10 protein-coding genes are annotated in these 15,650 nt (G+C 72.1%); 7 read left to right on the top strand and 3 right to left on the bottom strand.

Annotation, left to right across the window (positions count from 1 at the left end):
* Positions 1-50: 50 nt before the first annotated feature.
* From ACFQE5_RS10695 to ACFQE5_RS10685, 3 genes are read right to left on the bottom strand one after another with little or no spacing between them, the layout of a single operon-like run.
* The gene (locus ACFQE5_RS10695; RefSeq protein ID WP_379584694.1) at positions 51-542 is read right to left on the bottom strand and encodes a (2Fe-2S)-binding protein; all 492 of its coding nucleotides are present in this window, start codon (positions 540-542) and stop codon (positions 51-53) included.
* Positions 539-1,420, bottom strand: coding sequence for an FAD binding domain-containing protein (locus tag ACFQE5_RS10690; protein ID WP_379584693.1), 882 nt, complete (start codon positions 1,418-1,420; stop codon positions 539-541). Before ACFQE5_RS10690 ends, ACFQE5_RS10695 begins: the two co-directional genes overlap by 4 nt.
* Entirely contained in the window at positions 1,417-3,822 is a 2,406-nt protein-coding gene (locus ACFQE5_RS10685; protein WP_379584692.1) for a xanthine dehydrogenase family protein molybdopterin-binding subunit, read from the bottom strand. Before ACFQE5_RS10685 ends, ACFQE5_RS10690 begins: the two co-directional genes overlap by 4 nt.
* Before the next feature lie 307 nt (positions 3,823-4,129).
* On the opposite strand from ACFQE5_RS10685, the gene ACFQE5_RS10680 reads away from it, so the two are divergent.
* The 7 genes from ACFQE5_RS10680 to ACFQE5_RS10650 all read left to right on the top strand — a co-directional run bounded on the left by ACFQE5_RS10680 (position 4,130) and on the right by ACFQE5_RS10650 (position 15,640).
* On the top strand, positions 4,130-5,125 hold the full coding sequence (locus tag ACFQE5_RS10680) for an LLM class flavin-dependent oxidoreductase (protein WP_379584691.1): 996 nt from the start codon (positions 4,130-4,132) through the stop codon (positions 5,123-5,125).
* Positions 5,126-5,159: 34 nt separating this feature from the next.
* Entirely contained in the window at positions 5,160-6,167 is a 1,008-nt protein-coding gene (fgd, locus tag ACFQE5_RS10675) for a glucose-6-phosphate dehydrogenase (coenzyme-F420) (RefSeq protein WP_379584690.1), read from the top strand.
* Positions 6,168-6,279: 112 nt separating this feature from the next.
* Positions 6,280-8,976, top strand: coding sequence for a pyruvate, phosphate dikinase (gene ppdK, locus ACFQE5_RS10670; protein WP_379584689.1), 2,697 nt, complete (start codon positions 6,280-6,282; stop codon positions 8,974-8,976).
* On the top strand, positions 8,973-11,345 hold the full coding sequence (locus ACFQE5_RS10665; protein ID WP_379584688.1) for a bifunctional FO biosynthesis protein CofGH: 2,373 nt from the start codon (positions 8,973-8,975) through the stop codon (positions 11,343-11,345). The genes ppdK and ACFQE5_RS10665 overlap by 4 nt, the downstream gene beginning before the upstream one ends.
* A 130-nt stretch (positions 11,346-11,475) precedes the next feature.
* On the top strand, positions 11,476-13,785 hold the full coding sequence (locus tag ACFQE5_RS10660; RefSeq protein ID WP_379584687.1) for an ATP-binding protein: 2,310 nt from the start codon (positions 11,476-11,478) through the stop codon (positions 13,783-13,785).
* 125 nt (positions 13,786-13,910) lie between these two features.
* Positions 13,911-15,011, top strand: a complete 1,101-nt coding sequence (locus tag ACFQE5_RS10655; protein ID WP_379584686.1) for a PucR family transcriptional regulator — start codon at positions 13,911-13,913, stop codon at positions 15,009-15,011.
* Between the two features lie 71 nt (positions 15,012-15,082).
* Positions 15,083-15,640 (top strand): YybH family protein, encoded by a 558-nt coding sequence (locus ACFQE5_RS10650; RefSeq protein ID WP_379584685.1) that lies wholly within the window; start codon positions 15,083-15,085, stop codon positions 15,638-15,640.
* The last annotated feature ends 10 nt before the right edge of the window (positions 15,641-15,650 follow it).

The raw sequence follows: 15,650 nt of genomic DNA, 5'->3' as shown, positions 1-15,650 counted from the left end.
CCGTGTCGCCGCCACGTGAACACGCAGCGGCGACACGGGTCGCGGAGAGATTAGCTCCGGGTGTCGGGCGCGGCGCGCAGCACCGCGGCCGCGTCCTTCACCGCGTCGATGATGAATTGGTAGCCGGTGCAGCGGCAGATGTTGCCGGACAAGGCTTCCCGGATCTGCTCGTCGGACGGGTCCGGGTTGTCGGCGAGCAGCTCCTGCACGGTGAGCAGGATCCCGGGGGTGCAGAACCCGCACTGCAACCCGTGCCGAGCCCAGAACGCCTCCTGCAGCGGGTGCAGATCGGTGCCGTTGGCCATCCCCTCGACCGTCCGGACCTCGGCCCCGTCGGCCTGTACCGCCAGCGTGCAGCAGGACCGGGCGGTACGCCCGTCGAGCACGACGGTGCACGCCCCGCAGACGCCGTGCTCGCACCCCAGGTGAACACCGGTCGCGGCACAGTCCTTCCGGAGGAAGTCCGCGAGCGTTCGCCGGGCCTCGACCCGGCCGGTGACGGTCTGTCCGTTGACCGTCATGCTGACGTCCAGGCTGCTCATGCTGCGGAACTCCTCTCGGCCCGGGGCAGTGCCTGCTCCAGGCACCGGCGGGCGAGCACGGCGGTGATCTTCTTGCGGTAGTCGGCGGTGGCGTGGATGTCGTCGAGCGGACGGGTGGCGGCGGCCACCTCGGCGGCCGCGGCCCGCAGGAGGGTCGGGGAGGCCTCCTGGCCGGACAGCAGGGCCTCGGCCGCCGAGGCCCGGACCGGGACCTGACCGGCCCCGGCCACCGCGATCCGCGCGTCGGCGATCTCGCCATTCGCGCCGAGCTCGACGGCGGTGAACACGGCCACGATGGCGAAGTCGCCGTGCCTGCGGGCGAACTCCTGCACGGCGACCCGGGTGCCTCGGGCGGACTTGGGTACCCGCAGCGCCGTGATGATCTCCTCGGGGGCCAGTGCGGTGGCCAGGAATCCCTCGAAGAAGTCGGCGGCGCCGATCGTGCGCGACCCGGACGGCCCGGCGACCACGATGTTGGCGTCGAGCGCGCGAAGCACCGCCGGCAACTCGGCGGCCGGATCCGCGTGCGCCGTGCTGCCGCCGACCGTGCCGCGGTTGCGGATCGGCACGTGCCCGACGTGGCTCAGCGCTGCGGGAAGCAGCGGGACGGCCTCGGCGACCAGCTGCGAGGTCTCGACGGTGCGGGTGCGGGTCATGGCGCCGATCTCGAGGTGGCTGCCCTCGTCCCGGACATAGGACAGCTCGTCGAGGCTGCCGAGGTCGACCAGCACCGTGGGCTGGGCCAGGCGCATCGCGAGCAGCGGGACCAGGCTCTGGCCACCGGCGAGGACCTTGGCGTCCCCGTCGTTGTCGGCCAGGACCTGCACGGCATGCGCGACGCTCGTTGCGCGGACGTAGTCCAGGGGTGCGGGTTTCATGACTGCTCCTCGACGTCGGTGGCGGTCCGGCCGGCCTCGGCGGCCTCGATCATCGACAGCAGGCGCGGCGGGGTGATCGGCAGCCGGGTGACGGCGATGTCGAGGTCACGCAGCGCGTCGTCGATCGCGGCCGCGATCGCGGACGGTCCGCCGATCGTCCCGGCCTCGCCCATGCCCTTGAACCCGCCGGGGATGTGGTCGGCGGTGGTCGTCAGGTGCACGGTCTCGAAGGAGGGCAGCTCGGCCGCGGTCGGGATCAGGTAGTCCATGAACGTCGTCGTCAACGGCTGCCCGTCCGGCCCGTAGACGATCTCCTCGAACAGCGCGCCGCCGATGGCCTGCGCCGCGCCACCGTGCAACTGGCCGTCGACGATCATGGGGTTGATGACCGTCCCGCAGTCGTGGGCGATCAGGTAGTCGAGCAGTCGCACCTGCCCGGTTTCTCGATCGACCTCCGCCAGCACCGCGGTGGTGCCGTAGGAGAACGCCGTGTTGTCCGGGTCGAGGACGTCGCGTTCCTCCAGCGTGGGGATCTCGTCGAGGGGCAGCCTGCCGTCGAGCCTGCGGTAGGTGGCGTCGCCGATCTCGCGCATCGTCACCGAGCGCACGCCCGCACCGGCCCCGGCGACGGAGATCCGGCCGTCCTCGATGACCAGGTCGTCGGGCGAGGCCTCCAGCAGCTCGGCAGCCACCCGCAGGACCTTCTCGCGCAGCCGGCTGGACGCCCGCAGCAACGCGCCGCCGCCGAGCGCGGCACCCCGGCTCGCTCCGGTGCCGTACCCCGTGTAGGGGTTGGTCTCGGTGTCCCCGGTCAGCACGGTGACGCTGTCCAGCGGGACCCCGAGGGTCTGCGCGGCGACCTGGGCCAGCGCGGTCTCGATCCCCTGGCCCATCGCCGACAGGCCCGAGCGGACGACCACCCCTCCGGTCGAGTCGATGCGGACCGACTCCTCGTCGAACCCGGAGTGCTGCAGGCCCGCCTGGTTGAGGATGCGCGAGGGACCGAGGGCGGTGATCTCGACATGGAACGAGTAGCCGATGCCGAGGGAGCGGCCCTCGGTGGCCGCCTCGGCCTGGCGCTTGGCCCACCCGCGTTCGGCGACCGCCTGTTCGGCCGCCTCCAGACATTCCCGGTAGCGCCCGCTGTCGTAGTAGAAGACCGGGCTCGGGTAGGGGAACTGGTCGGGGGCGATGAGGTTCTTGCGGCGGACGTCGTTGGCGTTCATCCCCAGCTTGCGCGCCAGCTTCTCGACGATCCGTTCGTGGGCGATGTTCGCCTTCGGCTGCCCCCAGCCGCGGTAGGAACCGTACGGCGAGCGGTTGGTCACCACCCCGACGACGGTCACCTCCACGTTCGGGATGTCGTACGGCCCGGGCATCAGCACGGTGGAGGCCCAGCACGGCCCGATGCCGACCGTGGACAGCTGCCCGCCGAGCACGCCATAGACGGTTCCGCGCAGGCCGGTGATCGTCCCGTCGGACTTCGCGGCCATTTCGACCTCGATGCGCTGCTCACGGGAGTGCGCGTTCGCGACGAAGCTCTCCAGCCGGTCCTCGATGAGCTTCACGGGCCGCCCGGCCCGCTTGGACAGCAGCGCGGCGACGACCTCCTCGCCGTAGAAGTCGAACTTGTTGCCGAAGCCGCCACCGACATCCGGGGTGCGCACCCGGATGCGTTCCACGGGGAGACCGAGCACCTCACCCAACAGGTCGCGGGCGAGGTTCGGCGACTGGGTGGACAGCCAGGCTTCGAGCCGGTCGGTGAACGGGTCCCAGGACACGACGGCCCCGCGGGTCTCCAGCGGAGTGCCCATCTGACGGCCGTAGGTGATCGTCTCCGACACGACGACATCGGCCTCGGCGAAGGCGGTCGCGGCGTCGCCCTTCGGAATGGTCAGGCGGCAGCTGACGTTGTCCGGCCAGTTCTCGTAGAGCAGCGGAGCCCCGTCGGCGAGCGCCTCGTCGAGCGTGCACACCGCGGGGAGCTCCTCGTACTCGACCTCGATGAGGCCGAGCGCGTCCTCGGCGACGTACCGGTCGACCGCCGCGACGGCCGCCACTCCGTGACCGACGTAGCGCACCTTGTCATGGGCGAGCGCGTACAGGTCGGTCATCCGCTGGTCGGGGATCAGGCGCCAGATCACCGGCTGCGGAAGTGCGCATGCCTGCGCGACCTCGGCTCCGGTGATCACGGCGAACACGCCGGGCAGCTCCAGGGCCGCGCTGACATCGACGCTCACGATCCGGGCGTGCGGGTGCGGGCTGCGCAGGATCGCAGCCTCGAGCATGCCGGGAAGCGCGACGTCGTCGACGAACTGGGCGCGCCCAGTCAGCAGCCGCGGATCCTCCTTGCGGCGCACCCGCGCGCCGATCAGCCCTGGCGGGAGGTGTTGTTCGGTCACGATCAGCCTCCGGTGGCCACGCCGGTTCGGTATCCGCCGGCGCGCGAGAACGGACTCGGTCCTGTCTGCGACCCGGCGCCGTGGCCGAGCCGAGAGCAGCCTTGCAAACGCACGCCAGATTCAACGGACCGTGCCGCGCTGTCTATTGACAGATCTGGAGAAACTGCGTCGCGGACTTGGTTGGGCCCGCCAGTTGTCGGCCTCGTGAAACCGACCGGAGACTGTGACGCAGCTGTCATCCGTCTGCCCGGCCGTCCGTTCCTCACGTCGTCCGGCGCTTGCCCCACATCCGTCCCGAGGAGGCCCCGTGACCGAGACCGCGCCGGTTGGTGTGTTCATCGCGACGTCCACCCCGCCCGAGCAGATCGGCCCGATCGCCGCGACCGCCGAGCGGCTGGGCTTCGGGGAGGTGTGGGTGGCCGAGGACTACTTCTGCCACGGCGGTTTCGCCGCCGCGGCCTTGGCCCTGGGCGCCACCCGGCACGTCAAGGTCGGGCTCGGGGTCGTCGCCTCGGTCGCCCGGCACCCGGCGGTGACCGCCATGGAGATCGCGACGCTCGCTCGGGCCCATCCCGGTCGTTTCCTGCCGGGCATCGGCCACGGGCTGGGTGCCTGGACCGACCAGATGGGGGTGACCGCCACCTCGCCGCTCACCGCGCTCACCGAGTGCGTGGGCGGGGTCCGCAGGCTGCTGGCCGGGGAGACCGTCGACGTGGAGGGCAAGCAGTTCACCTTCCGCGCGGTCGCCGCCACCCACCGGGTCGAGGAGGAGATTCCCATCCTCACCGGGGTGCTCGGCCCGAAGTCGCTGAAGCTGTCCGGACGGATCGCGGACGGAACGGTGATGAGCGTGCTGGCCGGCCGCAAGTACCTCGAGGCCGCCGCCGCGCACATCCGGTCCGGGATGCACGAGTCGGGTCGGACCGATCATCTGATCCCCACCTTCGCGCTGTTCAGCATCGCGAAGGACGGCAAGGCCGCGAAGGCGGCCGTGCGGCCCACGCTCGCCGCGTACCTCGTCGCGGTGGGGTCGCACAACGCGCTGACCGCGCCGTACGGCTACAACGACCAGCTCGCCGAGTTCCTCACCGAGGGCGGCGCCGAGCACATCGCACGGGTGATGCCGCAGGAGTGGGTGGACGAGCTCACCGTGGCCGGGGACCCGGACGAGGTGGCGACCCGGATCCGCGACCTGCGCGCTGCGGGAGCGACCAGCGTCGTGCTCTCGCCCGTGAACGCCGTGACCGCGGAGGCCGAGCTGGAGCTCGTGTCCGAGGCCGTGCTGCCGCAGCTGACCCGATGACGGCCCGGCCCGGTTCGACAGGAAGGTTCGGCACATGGCGTTGAAGATCGGCTATAAGGCGTCGGCCGAGCAGTTCGGTCCGCGTGAGCTCGTGGAGTTCTCGGTGCGGGCGGAGCTGGTCGGCCTGGACAGCGTGGTGGTCTCCGACCATTTCCTGCCGTGGCGGCACAACGGCGGGCATGCCCCGTTCTCGCTGGCCTGGCTGGCGGCGGTGGGTGAGCGCACCACCCGGGTGCAGCTGGGGACGAGTGTGCTCACCCCGACGTTCCGGTACAACCCGGCGGTGCTGGCGCAGGCGTTCGCCACGATGGCGCTGCTGTACCCGGGCCGGGTCATGCTCGGCGTCGGGACCGGGGAGGCGCTCAACGAGATCGCGGTCTCCGGCCGGGAGTGGCCGGAGTTCAAGGAGCGGTTCGCCCGGCTGCGCGAGTCGGTGCAGCTGATGCGGGAGCTGTGGACCGGTGCGAGCGTGAGTTTCGCCGGGCAGTACTACCGCACCGTCGAGGCCACCATCTACGACCGCCCGGAGCAGCCGATCCCGATCTACGTCGCGGCCGGTGGTCCGCTGGTCGCGCGGTACGCCGGGCGCGCGGCCGAGGGCTTCATCTGCACCTCGGGTAAGGGGATGGAGCTGTACACCGACACGCTGATGCCGGCTGTCGCGGAGGGGGCGCAGGCCGCCGGGAGGTCCGTCGAGCAGATCGATCGCATGATCGAGATCAAGCTGTCCTACGACCGCGATCCGGTTCGGGCCACCGAGAACTGCCGGTTCTGGGCGCCGCTGTCGCTGACCGCCGAGCAGAAGCATTCGGTGGGGTCGGCGGAGGAGATGGAGCGGCTGGCCGACGAGCTGCCGATGGAGCAGGTCACCAAACGGTGGATCGTGGCCTCGGACCCGGACGAGGCGGTGGCCCAGATCAAGCCCTACCTGGACGCCGGGCTCAACCACCTGGTGTTCCACGGCCCCGGACACGACCAGGAGCGTTTCCTGACCCAGTTCAGTGAGGACGTCGTGCCCCGGCTGCGGGCGCTGGTCGGTTAGCCCATTCCCGACACGAGCCCGGCGACGCGCAGGTGTCGCCGGGCTCTCGCATCGCGGGGACGGGACGAGCAGACGAACCGCCGCGGCTCGAGCCGCGGCCCAAAGGGGTGTCATGCCGAAGTACGTGTACGGCTTCGCCGAGGGCAGCAGGGACATGAAGGACCTGCTGGGCGGCAAGGGTGCGAACCTGGCCGAGATGGTCGGTCTCGGTCTGCCGGTCCCGCCGGGATTCACGATCACCACCGAGGCCTGCCGGTCCTATCTGCAGCGCGGGGCGGAGCCGCCGGAGCTGGCCGAACAGGTGCAGGCCCACCTGGCCGACCTGGAGAAGGCCATGGGTAAGCGGCTCGGCCACCCCACCGATCCGCTGCTGGTGTCGGTGCGCTCCGGTGCCCGGTTCTCGATGCCGGGCATGATGGAGACGGTGCTCAACGTCGGGCTGACCGACCGGTCGGTGGCCGGGCTGGCCCGGGCCGCCGCCGACGAGCGCTTCGCCTGGGACTCCTACCGGCGGCTGGTGCAGATGTTCGGCCGGACGGTGCTGGGCATCGACGGCGCGCTGTTCGACGAGGCGCTGGAACGAGCCAAGGCCGAGCGGCACACCACGAACGACCTCGACCTGGACGCGGCGGACCTGCGCGCGGTGGTGGACGCGTTCAAGGCGATCGTGCGCGCGGAGTCCGGGCGGGAGTTCCCCCAGGACCCGCGCGAACAGCTGACCCTGGCGGTGCGGGCGGTCTTCGACTCCTGGAACGCACCCCGAGCGGTGAGCTACCGGCGCCAGGAGCGGATCCCCGGCGGTCTCGGCACGGCGGTCAACGTCGTCGCGATGGTGTTCGGCAACCTGGGGCCCGACTCGGGAACGGGGGTGGCGTTCACCCGCGACCCGGCGACGGGCCGCCCCGGCGTGTACGGCGACTACCTGGCGAACGCCCAGGGCGAGGACGTGGTGGCGGGGGTGCGCAACACCCGTCCGCTGACCGAGCTGGAGCAGCTCGACCGGGCGTCCTACCGGCGGCTGCTGGAGATCATGCGAATCCTTGAGCGGCACTACCGCGACCTGTGCGACATCGAGTTCACCATCGAGCGCGGAACCCTCTGGATCCTGCAGACCCGGGTGGGCAAGCGCACCGCGGCCGCAGCGTTCGTGGTCGCCTGCCAGCTCGTCGACGAGGGTCTGATCGACCTGGACGAGGCGCTGCGCCGGGTCAGCGGCGACCAGCTCGGGCAGCTGATGTTCCCCCGCTTCGACGCCGAGGCTCCGAAGCGGCTGCTCACCGTGGGGATGAACGCCTCCCCGGGCGCGGCGACCGGGGTGGTGGTCTTCGACTCGGCCGCCGCGGTGACCCGGGCGCGGTCGGGGCAGGGGGTGATCCTCGTGCGCCGCGAGACCAACCCCGACGACCTCGACGGGATGATCGCGGCGAAGGGGGTGCTCACCAGCCGGGGCGGGCGGACCAGCCACGCGGCCGTGGTCGCCCGCGGCATGGGCCGGACCTGCGTCTGCGGAGCCGAGGAGCTGGTGGTGGACGAGCGGGCCCGCCGGCTGCTGGCACCGGGCGGGGTCGAGGTCGCCGAGGGCGAGGTGCTGTCGATCGACGGCAGTACCGGTGAGGTGTTCCTCGGCGAGGTGCCGGTGGTCGACTCGCCGGTGGTGGAGTACTTCCAGGGCTCCATCGACCCGGCCGGCCCGCAGGCCGACGAGCTGGTCCGGGCCGTCCACCGCCTGATCGGACACGCCGATGCGCGGCGCCGGCTGCAGGTGCGGGCCAACGCCGACACCGGGCAGGACGCCGAGCGCGCCCGGCGGTTCGGCGCGCAGGGCATCGGCCTGTGCCGCAGCGAGCACTTGTTTCTCGGCGAGCGGCGCGAGCTCGTGGAGCGGCTGGTGCTCGCCGAGACCGACGCCGACCGCGCCGCCGCCCTGGCGGAGATGCTCCCGGTGCAGCGGGCCGAGGTCATCGAGCTGTTCCGGGCGATGGACGGGCTCCCGGTGACGATCCGGCTGCTCGATCCGCCGCTGCACGAGTTCCTGCCGGACCTGACCGAGCTGGCCGTGCGCGTCGGGATCGCCGAGGAACGCGGCGAGGTCGCCGACCGCGACGTCGCGCTGCTGGCCGCGGTCCGGCGCCTGCACGAGAGCAACCCGATGTTCGGGCTGCGCGGGGTCCGGCTGGGCATCGTGCTGCCCGGTCTGTTCGGGATGCAGGTCCGGGCGATCGCGCAGGCCGCGGCGCACGTGCGCGCGGACGGGGTGGAGGTACGTGCAGAGATCATGGTCCCGCTCGTCGGAGCGGTGCAGGAGCTGCAGGCCGCCGTGGACGAGGCCACCGCGGTGCTCGCCGAGGAGGGCCGTGCCGCCGGGGTGCCGCTCGATGCGCTGATCGGCACGATGATCGAGCTGCCGCGCGCGGCGCTGACCGCGGGCACGATCGCCGAGGCCGCGCAGTTCTTCTCGTTCGGCACGAACGACCTGACCCAGACCACCTGGGGGTTCTCCCGCGACGACGTGGAGGGGAGCTTCTTCGCGACCTACCTGGAGTGCGGGGTGTTCGCGGTCTCCCCGTTCGAGTCGCTCGACGCCGAGGGGGTCGGCCGGCTGATCCGGATCGCCGTGGCGGAGGGCAGGCGCACCCGGGCGGACCTGAAGCTCGGCGTGTGCGGCGAGCACGGCGGCGACCCGGCCTCGGTGCACTTCTTCCACCAGGCCGGGCTGGACTACGTCTCCTGCTCGCCGTTCCGGATACCGATCGCACGGCTCGAGGCCGGCCGCGCCGCGGTGCTCGAGCGGCTGGAGTCGTCGAGATGAGCATCGGTGATGCCGATCCGCTGGCCCTGCTGGAGGTGGAGCCGGGCGAGCTCGCGCGCCGGGCGCGGGCGGTCCGGACGGGTGCCACGGGCACGCGGGTGACCTACTCGCCGAAGGTGTTCGTGCCGCTCACCCGGCTGTGCCGGGACCGGTGCGGCTACTGCACCTTCGCCACCGCGCCCGCGCACCTGCCCAGCCCCTATCTGTCTCCCGACGAGGTGCTGGCGATCGTCCGTGCCGGTGCCGACGCCGGCTGCCACGAGGCGCTGTTCACCCTCGGGGAGCAGCCCGAGGACCGGTACCCAGCCGCCCGCAGCTGGCTCGCCGATCACGGCTACGGCTCGACACTCGACTACCTGGTGGCGATGTGTCGGCTGGTGCTCGACGAGACCGGCCTGCTCCCGCACGCGAACGCCGGCGCCCTGAGCCAGGACGAGCTCGTCCGGCTGCGCGGGGTGTGCCCCTCCCAGGGGATGATGGTCGAGACCCTGCGCGGCGGTCTCGCGGCGCATCGGGGGGCTCCGGACAAGGATCCGGCCAGGCGGCTGAGCACCCTGGAGGCCGCGGGTCGGGCCGGTATCGCGTTCACCACCGGCCTGCTGGTCGGGATCGGCGAGTCCGCGGCGGACCGGATCGCGGCACTGGTCGCGATCGCGGCGTCGCACGCGCGGCACGGCCACGTGCAGGAGGTGATCATCCAGAACTTCCTCCCGAAGCCCGGCACCCGGATGCGGGACGCACCGCCCTGCCCACGCTCGGAGTTCCTGGAGACCATCGCGCTCGCCCGGCTGCTGCTCCCGGCCGACGTCCGGTTGCAGGCGCCGCCGAACCTGTCCGAGCCCGACGAGCTGCGCGAGCTGCTCGATGCCGGGATCGACGACTGGGGCGGGGTCTCGCCGGTGACGATCGACCATGTCAACCCGGAGCGGCCGTGGCCGGCCGTCGAGGTGCTGCGGGCGGCGACCGAGGCCGCCGGGCTGGTGCTCGCCCCGCGGCTGACCGTGTACCCGCGGTACGTCCACGACCCCGACCGCTGGCTCGACGAGGGTCTGCGCTGTGCGGTGCTGGACCGGTCCGACGCCGAGGGGCTCGCCCGGGACGACCCGGGCGCCGTGTGGCCGCGGCGCCGCCGGGAGGCGGCGCAGGTGGGTACCGGGCCGGAGGTCGTGCAGATCGGGCGGCGCTCCACCGCGTGGTTCGCCGGAGCCGATACCGCGCCCGCGCTGCTGGTGCCCGCGCCGGGCCGGGCCGGCGGTGCGGTCGGTGAGGTCCTCGCCGGTGTCCGCGCGGGGCAGGAGCTCGGCGAAGCACAGGTCGTCACGCTGTTCTCCGCGCGGGGGCCGGAGGCCGCCGCGGTGGCCCGGCTGGCCGACGAGCTGCGCGCGGCGGCGGTCGGCGACACCGTCACCTACGTCCGCAACCGCAACATCAACTACACCAACGTCTGCTCCTTCCGGTGTGCTTTCTGCGGGTTCGCCAAGGGTCCGCTCTCGCTCAACCTGCGCGGCCGGCCCTATCTGCTCTCCGCGGAGCAGGTCGCCGACCGGGCCCGGGAGGCGTGGGACCGCGGCGCCACCGAGGTGTGCCTGCAGGGCGGGATCCACCCGAGCTTCGACGGCGAGTTCTACCTGCAGGTGACCGCCGCGGTGCATGCCGCGGTCCCCGAGATGCACATCCACGGCTTCACCGCGCTGGAGGTGACCGAGGGCGCGCGGCGGATCGGGGAACCGGTCGAGGCCTACCTGCGACGACTGCGGGACGCGGGGCTGCGCTCGCTGCCGGGGACCGCGGCGGAGATCCTCGACGACGAGATCCGGGCGGTGCTGTGCCCGGACAAGATCGGCACCGACCAGTGGCTGGAGGCGCACCGGGCGGCGCATGCCGTCGGCCTCCGCTCGAACATCACGATCATGTTCGGGTCGGTCGAGCGGCCCGTGCACTGGGCGCGGCACCTGCTGCGCACCCGGGACCTGCAACGCCGGACCGGTGGCTTCACCGAGTTCGTCGGGCTGCCCTTCGTCCACATGGCCGCCCCCATCTACCTCAAGCAGCGCGCCCGGCGGGGCCCCACGTGGCGGGAGGTCGTGCTGATGCACGCCGTCGCCCGGATCGTCTACCACGGCGCGATCGACAACATCCAGGCGTCCTGGGTCAAGGCCGGTGTGGCCGGGGCGCGGCAGCTGTTGGCTGCCGGGGCCAACGACCTCGGCGGGACGCTGATGGACGAGAACATCAGCCGCGCCGCCGGGGCGGTGCACGGTCAGGAACTCGACGAGCCCACCCTGCGCCGGATCGCGCGCGACGCGGGGCGGGTGCCGCGCCGGCGCACCACGCTCTACCGGCTGTTCGACGATCCGGTGCCCGTCTGATGAGCTCGGTGGGCGGCTTCGTCGTGCTCGTCCCGGCGACTGGCGGATCTGCGGCCGGGTAGGCAGGCTGTCGGGCTGGAGATGTCGTCGGCGCATCCGGGCTGAACCGCCGGCGGGGAGGGAACCGGTGATGGGCCGCGGGCACCTGCCACTGGACCCGACCAGCCTCATCGGCCGCCTTCGAGAGGTCCGGCGGGTCCGCTCCCTCCTGGGTAGCGCACGCCTGGTCTGCCTGACCGGCCCCGGCGGCGTGGGCAAGACGCGCATCGCACTGCGCGTGGCCGACAACGCAGCCAAGGCCTTCCCCGACGGAGTGTGGCTGGTCGAGCTCGGTTCACTCCGTGATCCGGCGCTGGTCGAGGCGACCGTTGCCGCCGCGCTGAGTCTGGAGGACGGGCGCGCGCTCGGCGGCCGGCTGGGGGACCGGATCCGCTCGTGGAACGCGCTGCTCATCCTGGACAACTGCGAGCATCTGGTGCAGGCCAGTGCGGATCTGGTGAGCAGCGTGCTGATCCGAGCGCCCGGGGTGCGGGTCCTGGCCACCAGCCGCGAGGCGCTGCAGGTCCGCGGCGAGCACGTGGTCCGGGTGAGCCCGCTGGAGGTGCCGGAGAACCCGGATGCCGATGTCGCGGCGTTGCTGCGCTGCGAGTCGGTGCAGCTGCTCGCCGAGCGCGCCATGGCCGTCCAGCCGTGTTTTCGGGTCGACGAGTCCAACGCCGCCGACGTCGCCCAGCTGTGCCGTCGCCTCGACGGTGTCCCGCTGGCGATCGAACTGGCTGCGGCGCGACTGCGCTCGTTGTCGGTCCGCCAGGTGCTCGACCGGCTCGACGACTCGTACCGGATCCTGAACGCCGCCCCTCGCGACGTCCCGCCCCGCCAGCGCAGCCTCGAGGCGACCATCGCCTGGAGCTACCGGCACTGCGCGCCACTCGAGCAGCGGCTGTGGGCGCGGATGAGCGTCTTCTCCGGTCCGGTCGGCATCGAGGCGGTGACCGACGTGTGCTCGCTCCCGGAGACGGGCGAGGAGGACATCGTCGACCTGGTGGACGGCCTCGTGCAGAAGTCGATCCTCACCCGGGAGGACGGCGCCGCGGAGTTCCGCATGCTCGACACGATCCGACGCTTCGGCGCACGGCAGCTTGACCCGGCCGGCTCCGATGCCGACCTGCAGCGCCGGTACGCCGACCACCACCGGCGACTGGTCGATGAGCTTGCGCAGCACTGGTTCGGTGGCGAGCAACGGTCCTGGCATAGCCGGATGCGCCGGGCGCTGCCCGACCTGCGGGTTGTCGTCGACCACGACCTGCAGCACGGCAGGATCGACGCGGCCCTGCATATGACGGCCGGGCTGTTCCCGCTGTGGGTCGCCCAGGGCATGCTGCGGGAGGGCAATCTCTGGCTGACCAGGGCCGTCGCCGCGGCCAGCCCCGAGAGCCGACCCCTGAGCCGCGCCCTCTGGGTGCACGGCTGGATCCAGCTGCTGCTCGGTGAGGTCGACGCCGCACGGGCGTCGCTGCGGCGGTCGGTACGGATGGCGCAGGCTCACGGTGACGCCGAGTCGCACGACTACGCCACGGCCCTGCTCGCCGCGGCCGACGCGTTTCAGGGCCACTACGACCGGGCCATCGCCGCCTGCCGGCGAGCGCTGGACGGGCGGCGCCGCGCCGGAGACGACCAGGCGGCCGCGTTCATCGTGTTCCTGCTGGCCGAGATGTACTGGGCACGCGGTGACCTCGACCTCGCTCTGGCCTGCGCGGAGGAGGCCGAGAACCGCTGCGCGCCGCGCGGTGAGCAGTGGTGCGGTTCCTACGCGCTGTGGACGCGAGGCCTCGTGCACTATCTGCGCGGCGAGTACACCGAGGCGACCGCGGTGGCGCGCCGCAGCCTTGAGCTGAAGCGGTCGTTGAACGACACCTTGGGGATCCTGCTGGCCTCCGAGGTCGTCTGCTGGGGGATGGCCGGCGCCGGTCAGTGGGCTGAGGCGGGCCGGCTGCACGCGGCGATCCGGCCGATGTGGGACAGGACGTGCTCGCCGCTGATGGGCTTCGGCAACCTGATCGAGCACCGCAACCTCTGGGCGGAGCGCATCCGCGCCCGGCTCGGCGCGACCCGGTACCGAAGGGCCGAGGCGGCGGGTGCGGCGATGGGCATCGACGACATTGCGACGGTCGCGCTCGGCCAGATCGGCGAGGACCGCGCTGGGCGAGCCGAGGCCAGGGCGCCCCGTTCGGAGTTCGCCGGGCTCACCAGGCGGGAGGTCGAGGTCGCCCGGCTGGTCGCCCAGGGGCTGGCGAACAAGCAGATCGCCGCACAGCTGGTCATCGCGCCGCGCACTGCCGAGGTGCATGTGGAGCGGCTGCGCATGAAGCTGGGTTTCTCCCGCCGGGCCCAGATCGCGGCGTGGTGGCACCAGTCGATGGCATCCGCCGGACCGAGGTAGTGGCCACCTCGGTAGCGGCTAGGTAGTTCTGCCGATGACCTCGGCTGTCCCAACCGGCAGCGTCCCGGGCGACACATCGTGTCCGCGTATCCGTCGCGGGCCGAGCCACGCTGGAGGAGATCATCATGGCAGCCGTGCAGCCGCACCCAATCCAGCGACCGGTTCGCGGGTCGTCCGCGACCCGGCCGCTGCGGTGCTCCGGCGGTATCCCGGTGGGCGGCAGGGCCGTGCCGGCCGGTCCGGTGGCGGACCGGTTCTGCCTGGCCGCTGCGCTCGCTGCGGACCTCGATGGACCGGTGCACGTCACCAGCGCCGGGTTGGCGGTGCTCGCCTACTCCCAGGGTGACGGCGCCGCCGAGGAGGTCCGGTGCCGCTGGATCCTTTCGCGTCTGCCGCCGGTCGCGCACCTGGCCTGTCCGCCGCGCATGGTGGGCCGTGATCAGGAGCTGCCCGCGGAGCTCCTGCGATCGGCGCTGCTCGGGTCGGGCGGTGGCGACCGGCTGGCGCAGGTCGTCCCGATCGGCATCGCGGAGCCGGGTCGGCTGCTGGCCTTCGAGTCCGACGGCGACCGGGCGCATCCGGCCGGTGAACCCCGGCCTGAGTCGGAGCTCGTCGCGAGGCGCTTCGGTGCCGCGCTACCGCACAGCGCGGTGACCACGATCGGCTGGCGGACCTATGTCTGGGTGTCCGCCGCCGCCGAGGTGCTCCCCGTCGCCCGCGACATTCTGGCCACGGTCGGGCGCCGCGGCTGGGCGGAGATGCGGTGCGCCGTCGGTGACCCGGTGGAGCAGGTCACCGATCTGCCGCAGGCAAAGGCCGAGCTCGACCGGCTGCTGGGGGTCCTCCGGGGGACGGGCCCGGCGCGGATCGCCACCCTCGACGAGTTCCGCGCCCATACCGTGCTCGCCGAGCTCGCGGAGCTGGCCGCGCAGCGCCAGGGTCTGCTCCGCGGTGCCGTGGAGCGGCTGAAGGACAACGACGACTCCCGTGGAACGAGCTATATCGCCACGTTACGGGCGTTCTTCGAGTGTGGCGGCGAGCTCGGTCCAGCCGCCCGTCGGCTGTACGTGCACCGCAACACGCTGCGGTACCGGCTGGCTCGCATCAAGGAGATCAGCGGTCTGGATATCGACGACCCGGTCGAGCGGCTCGTCGCGGAGTTGCAACTGAGGCTGTCCGATCTGATTCAGGCCGGTCCGCCCCGGCCAGGAATTTGTTCGTCCTGACAGTTGATGGCCGGTTGGTCAGGGATGAGGCTCGGGTGCGAAGCCGACGACGTCGAGGAGAACCTGACGAAATGAGCACGACTCCGCAGATCGCCGCTTACCGCCAGTTCATCGATTCCGCTGACCCCGACGCGGATGTCGCCGCGGTCCTGCATATTCATCGGGAATGGTGGAATGCCAACTGCGGGGTGGACATCCCCCGCATGCGTCCGAACTTCCCGGACGGTCAGAACTACGTGATGTTCAATCTGCAGGGGCATCCGTACTACGGAATCGACGAGAAGGTCAGGCTCTGGGAGCATTACCGCGAGGAATTGAACATCCCGGAGCTGCCCGAGACCCGCATCGTCCAATTCGTCCTGCAGGGCGACCTCGCCTGGCTCGCCGCCGAGGTCATCTTCACCTTGGGCGAGGTCGGCGAGCGGGGGCTCGGTGCCTCCAGCGCCGGATACCGGCCCAGCCTCAGCAGGCACCGGATCCGCTCGACGGAGTGCTACCGGCGCGACGACGGCAATGGCAACCCCGATTGGCGGATGTGGCACTTCCACTGCTCCCCGCTGCCGGATGCCGACGAGCCGCGCCCGCCCTTCGGTGACTCGGCACGTCAGCGCAACGAGCTGGTTCCGTGAGCGATCCGGC

It is taken from the genome of Pseudonocardia hispaniensis (assembly GCF_042658695.1).
Lineage (GTDB): Bacteria > Actinomycetota > Actinomycetes > Mycobacteriales > Pseudonocardiaceae > Pseudonocardia > Pseudonocardia hispaniensis.
This window is presented reverse-complemented; position numbering and strand designations above follow the sequence as displayed.

Bases quoted from the DNA above. Each gene is read 5' to 3' on its own strand.
- ACFQE5_RS10650 (WP_379584685.1), top strand. From the start codon at position 15,083: ATGAGCACGACTCCGCAGATCGCCGCTTACCGCCAGTTCATCGATTCC.
- fgd (WP_379584690.1), top strand. From the start codon at position 5,160: ATGGCGTTGAAGATCGGCTATAAGGCGTCGGCCGAGCAGTTCGGTCCG.
- ACFQE5_RS10665 (WP_379584688.1), top strand. From the start codon at position 8,973: ATGAGCATCGGTGATGCCGATCCGCTGGCCCTGCTGGAGGTGGAGCCG.
- ppdK (WP_379584689.1), top strand. From the start codon at position 6,280: ATGCCGAAGTACGTGTACGGCTTCGCCGAGGGCAGCAGGGACATGAAG.
- ACFQE5_RS10660 (WP_379584687.1), top strand. From the start codon at position 11,476: ATGGGCCGCGGGCACCTGCCACTGGACCCGACCAGCCTCATCGGCCGC.
- ACFQE5_RS10690 (WP_379584693.1), bottom strand. From the start codon at position 1,420: ATGAAACCCGCACCCCTGGACTACGTCCGCGCAACGAGCGTCGCGCAT.
- ACFQE5_RS10695 (WP_379584694.1), bottom strand. From the start codon at position 542: ATGAGCAGCCTGGACGTCAGCATGACGGTCAACGGACAGACCGTCACC.
- ACFQE5_RS10655 (WP_379584686.1), top strand. From the start codon at position 13,911: ATGGCAGCCGTGCAGCCGCACCCAATCCAGCGACCGGTTCGCGGGTCG.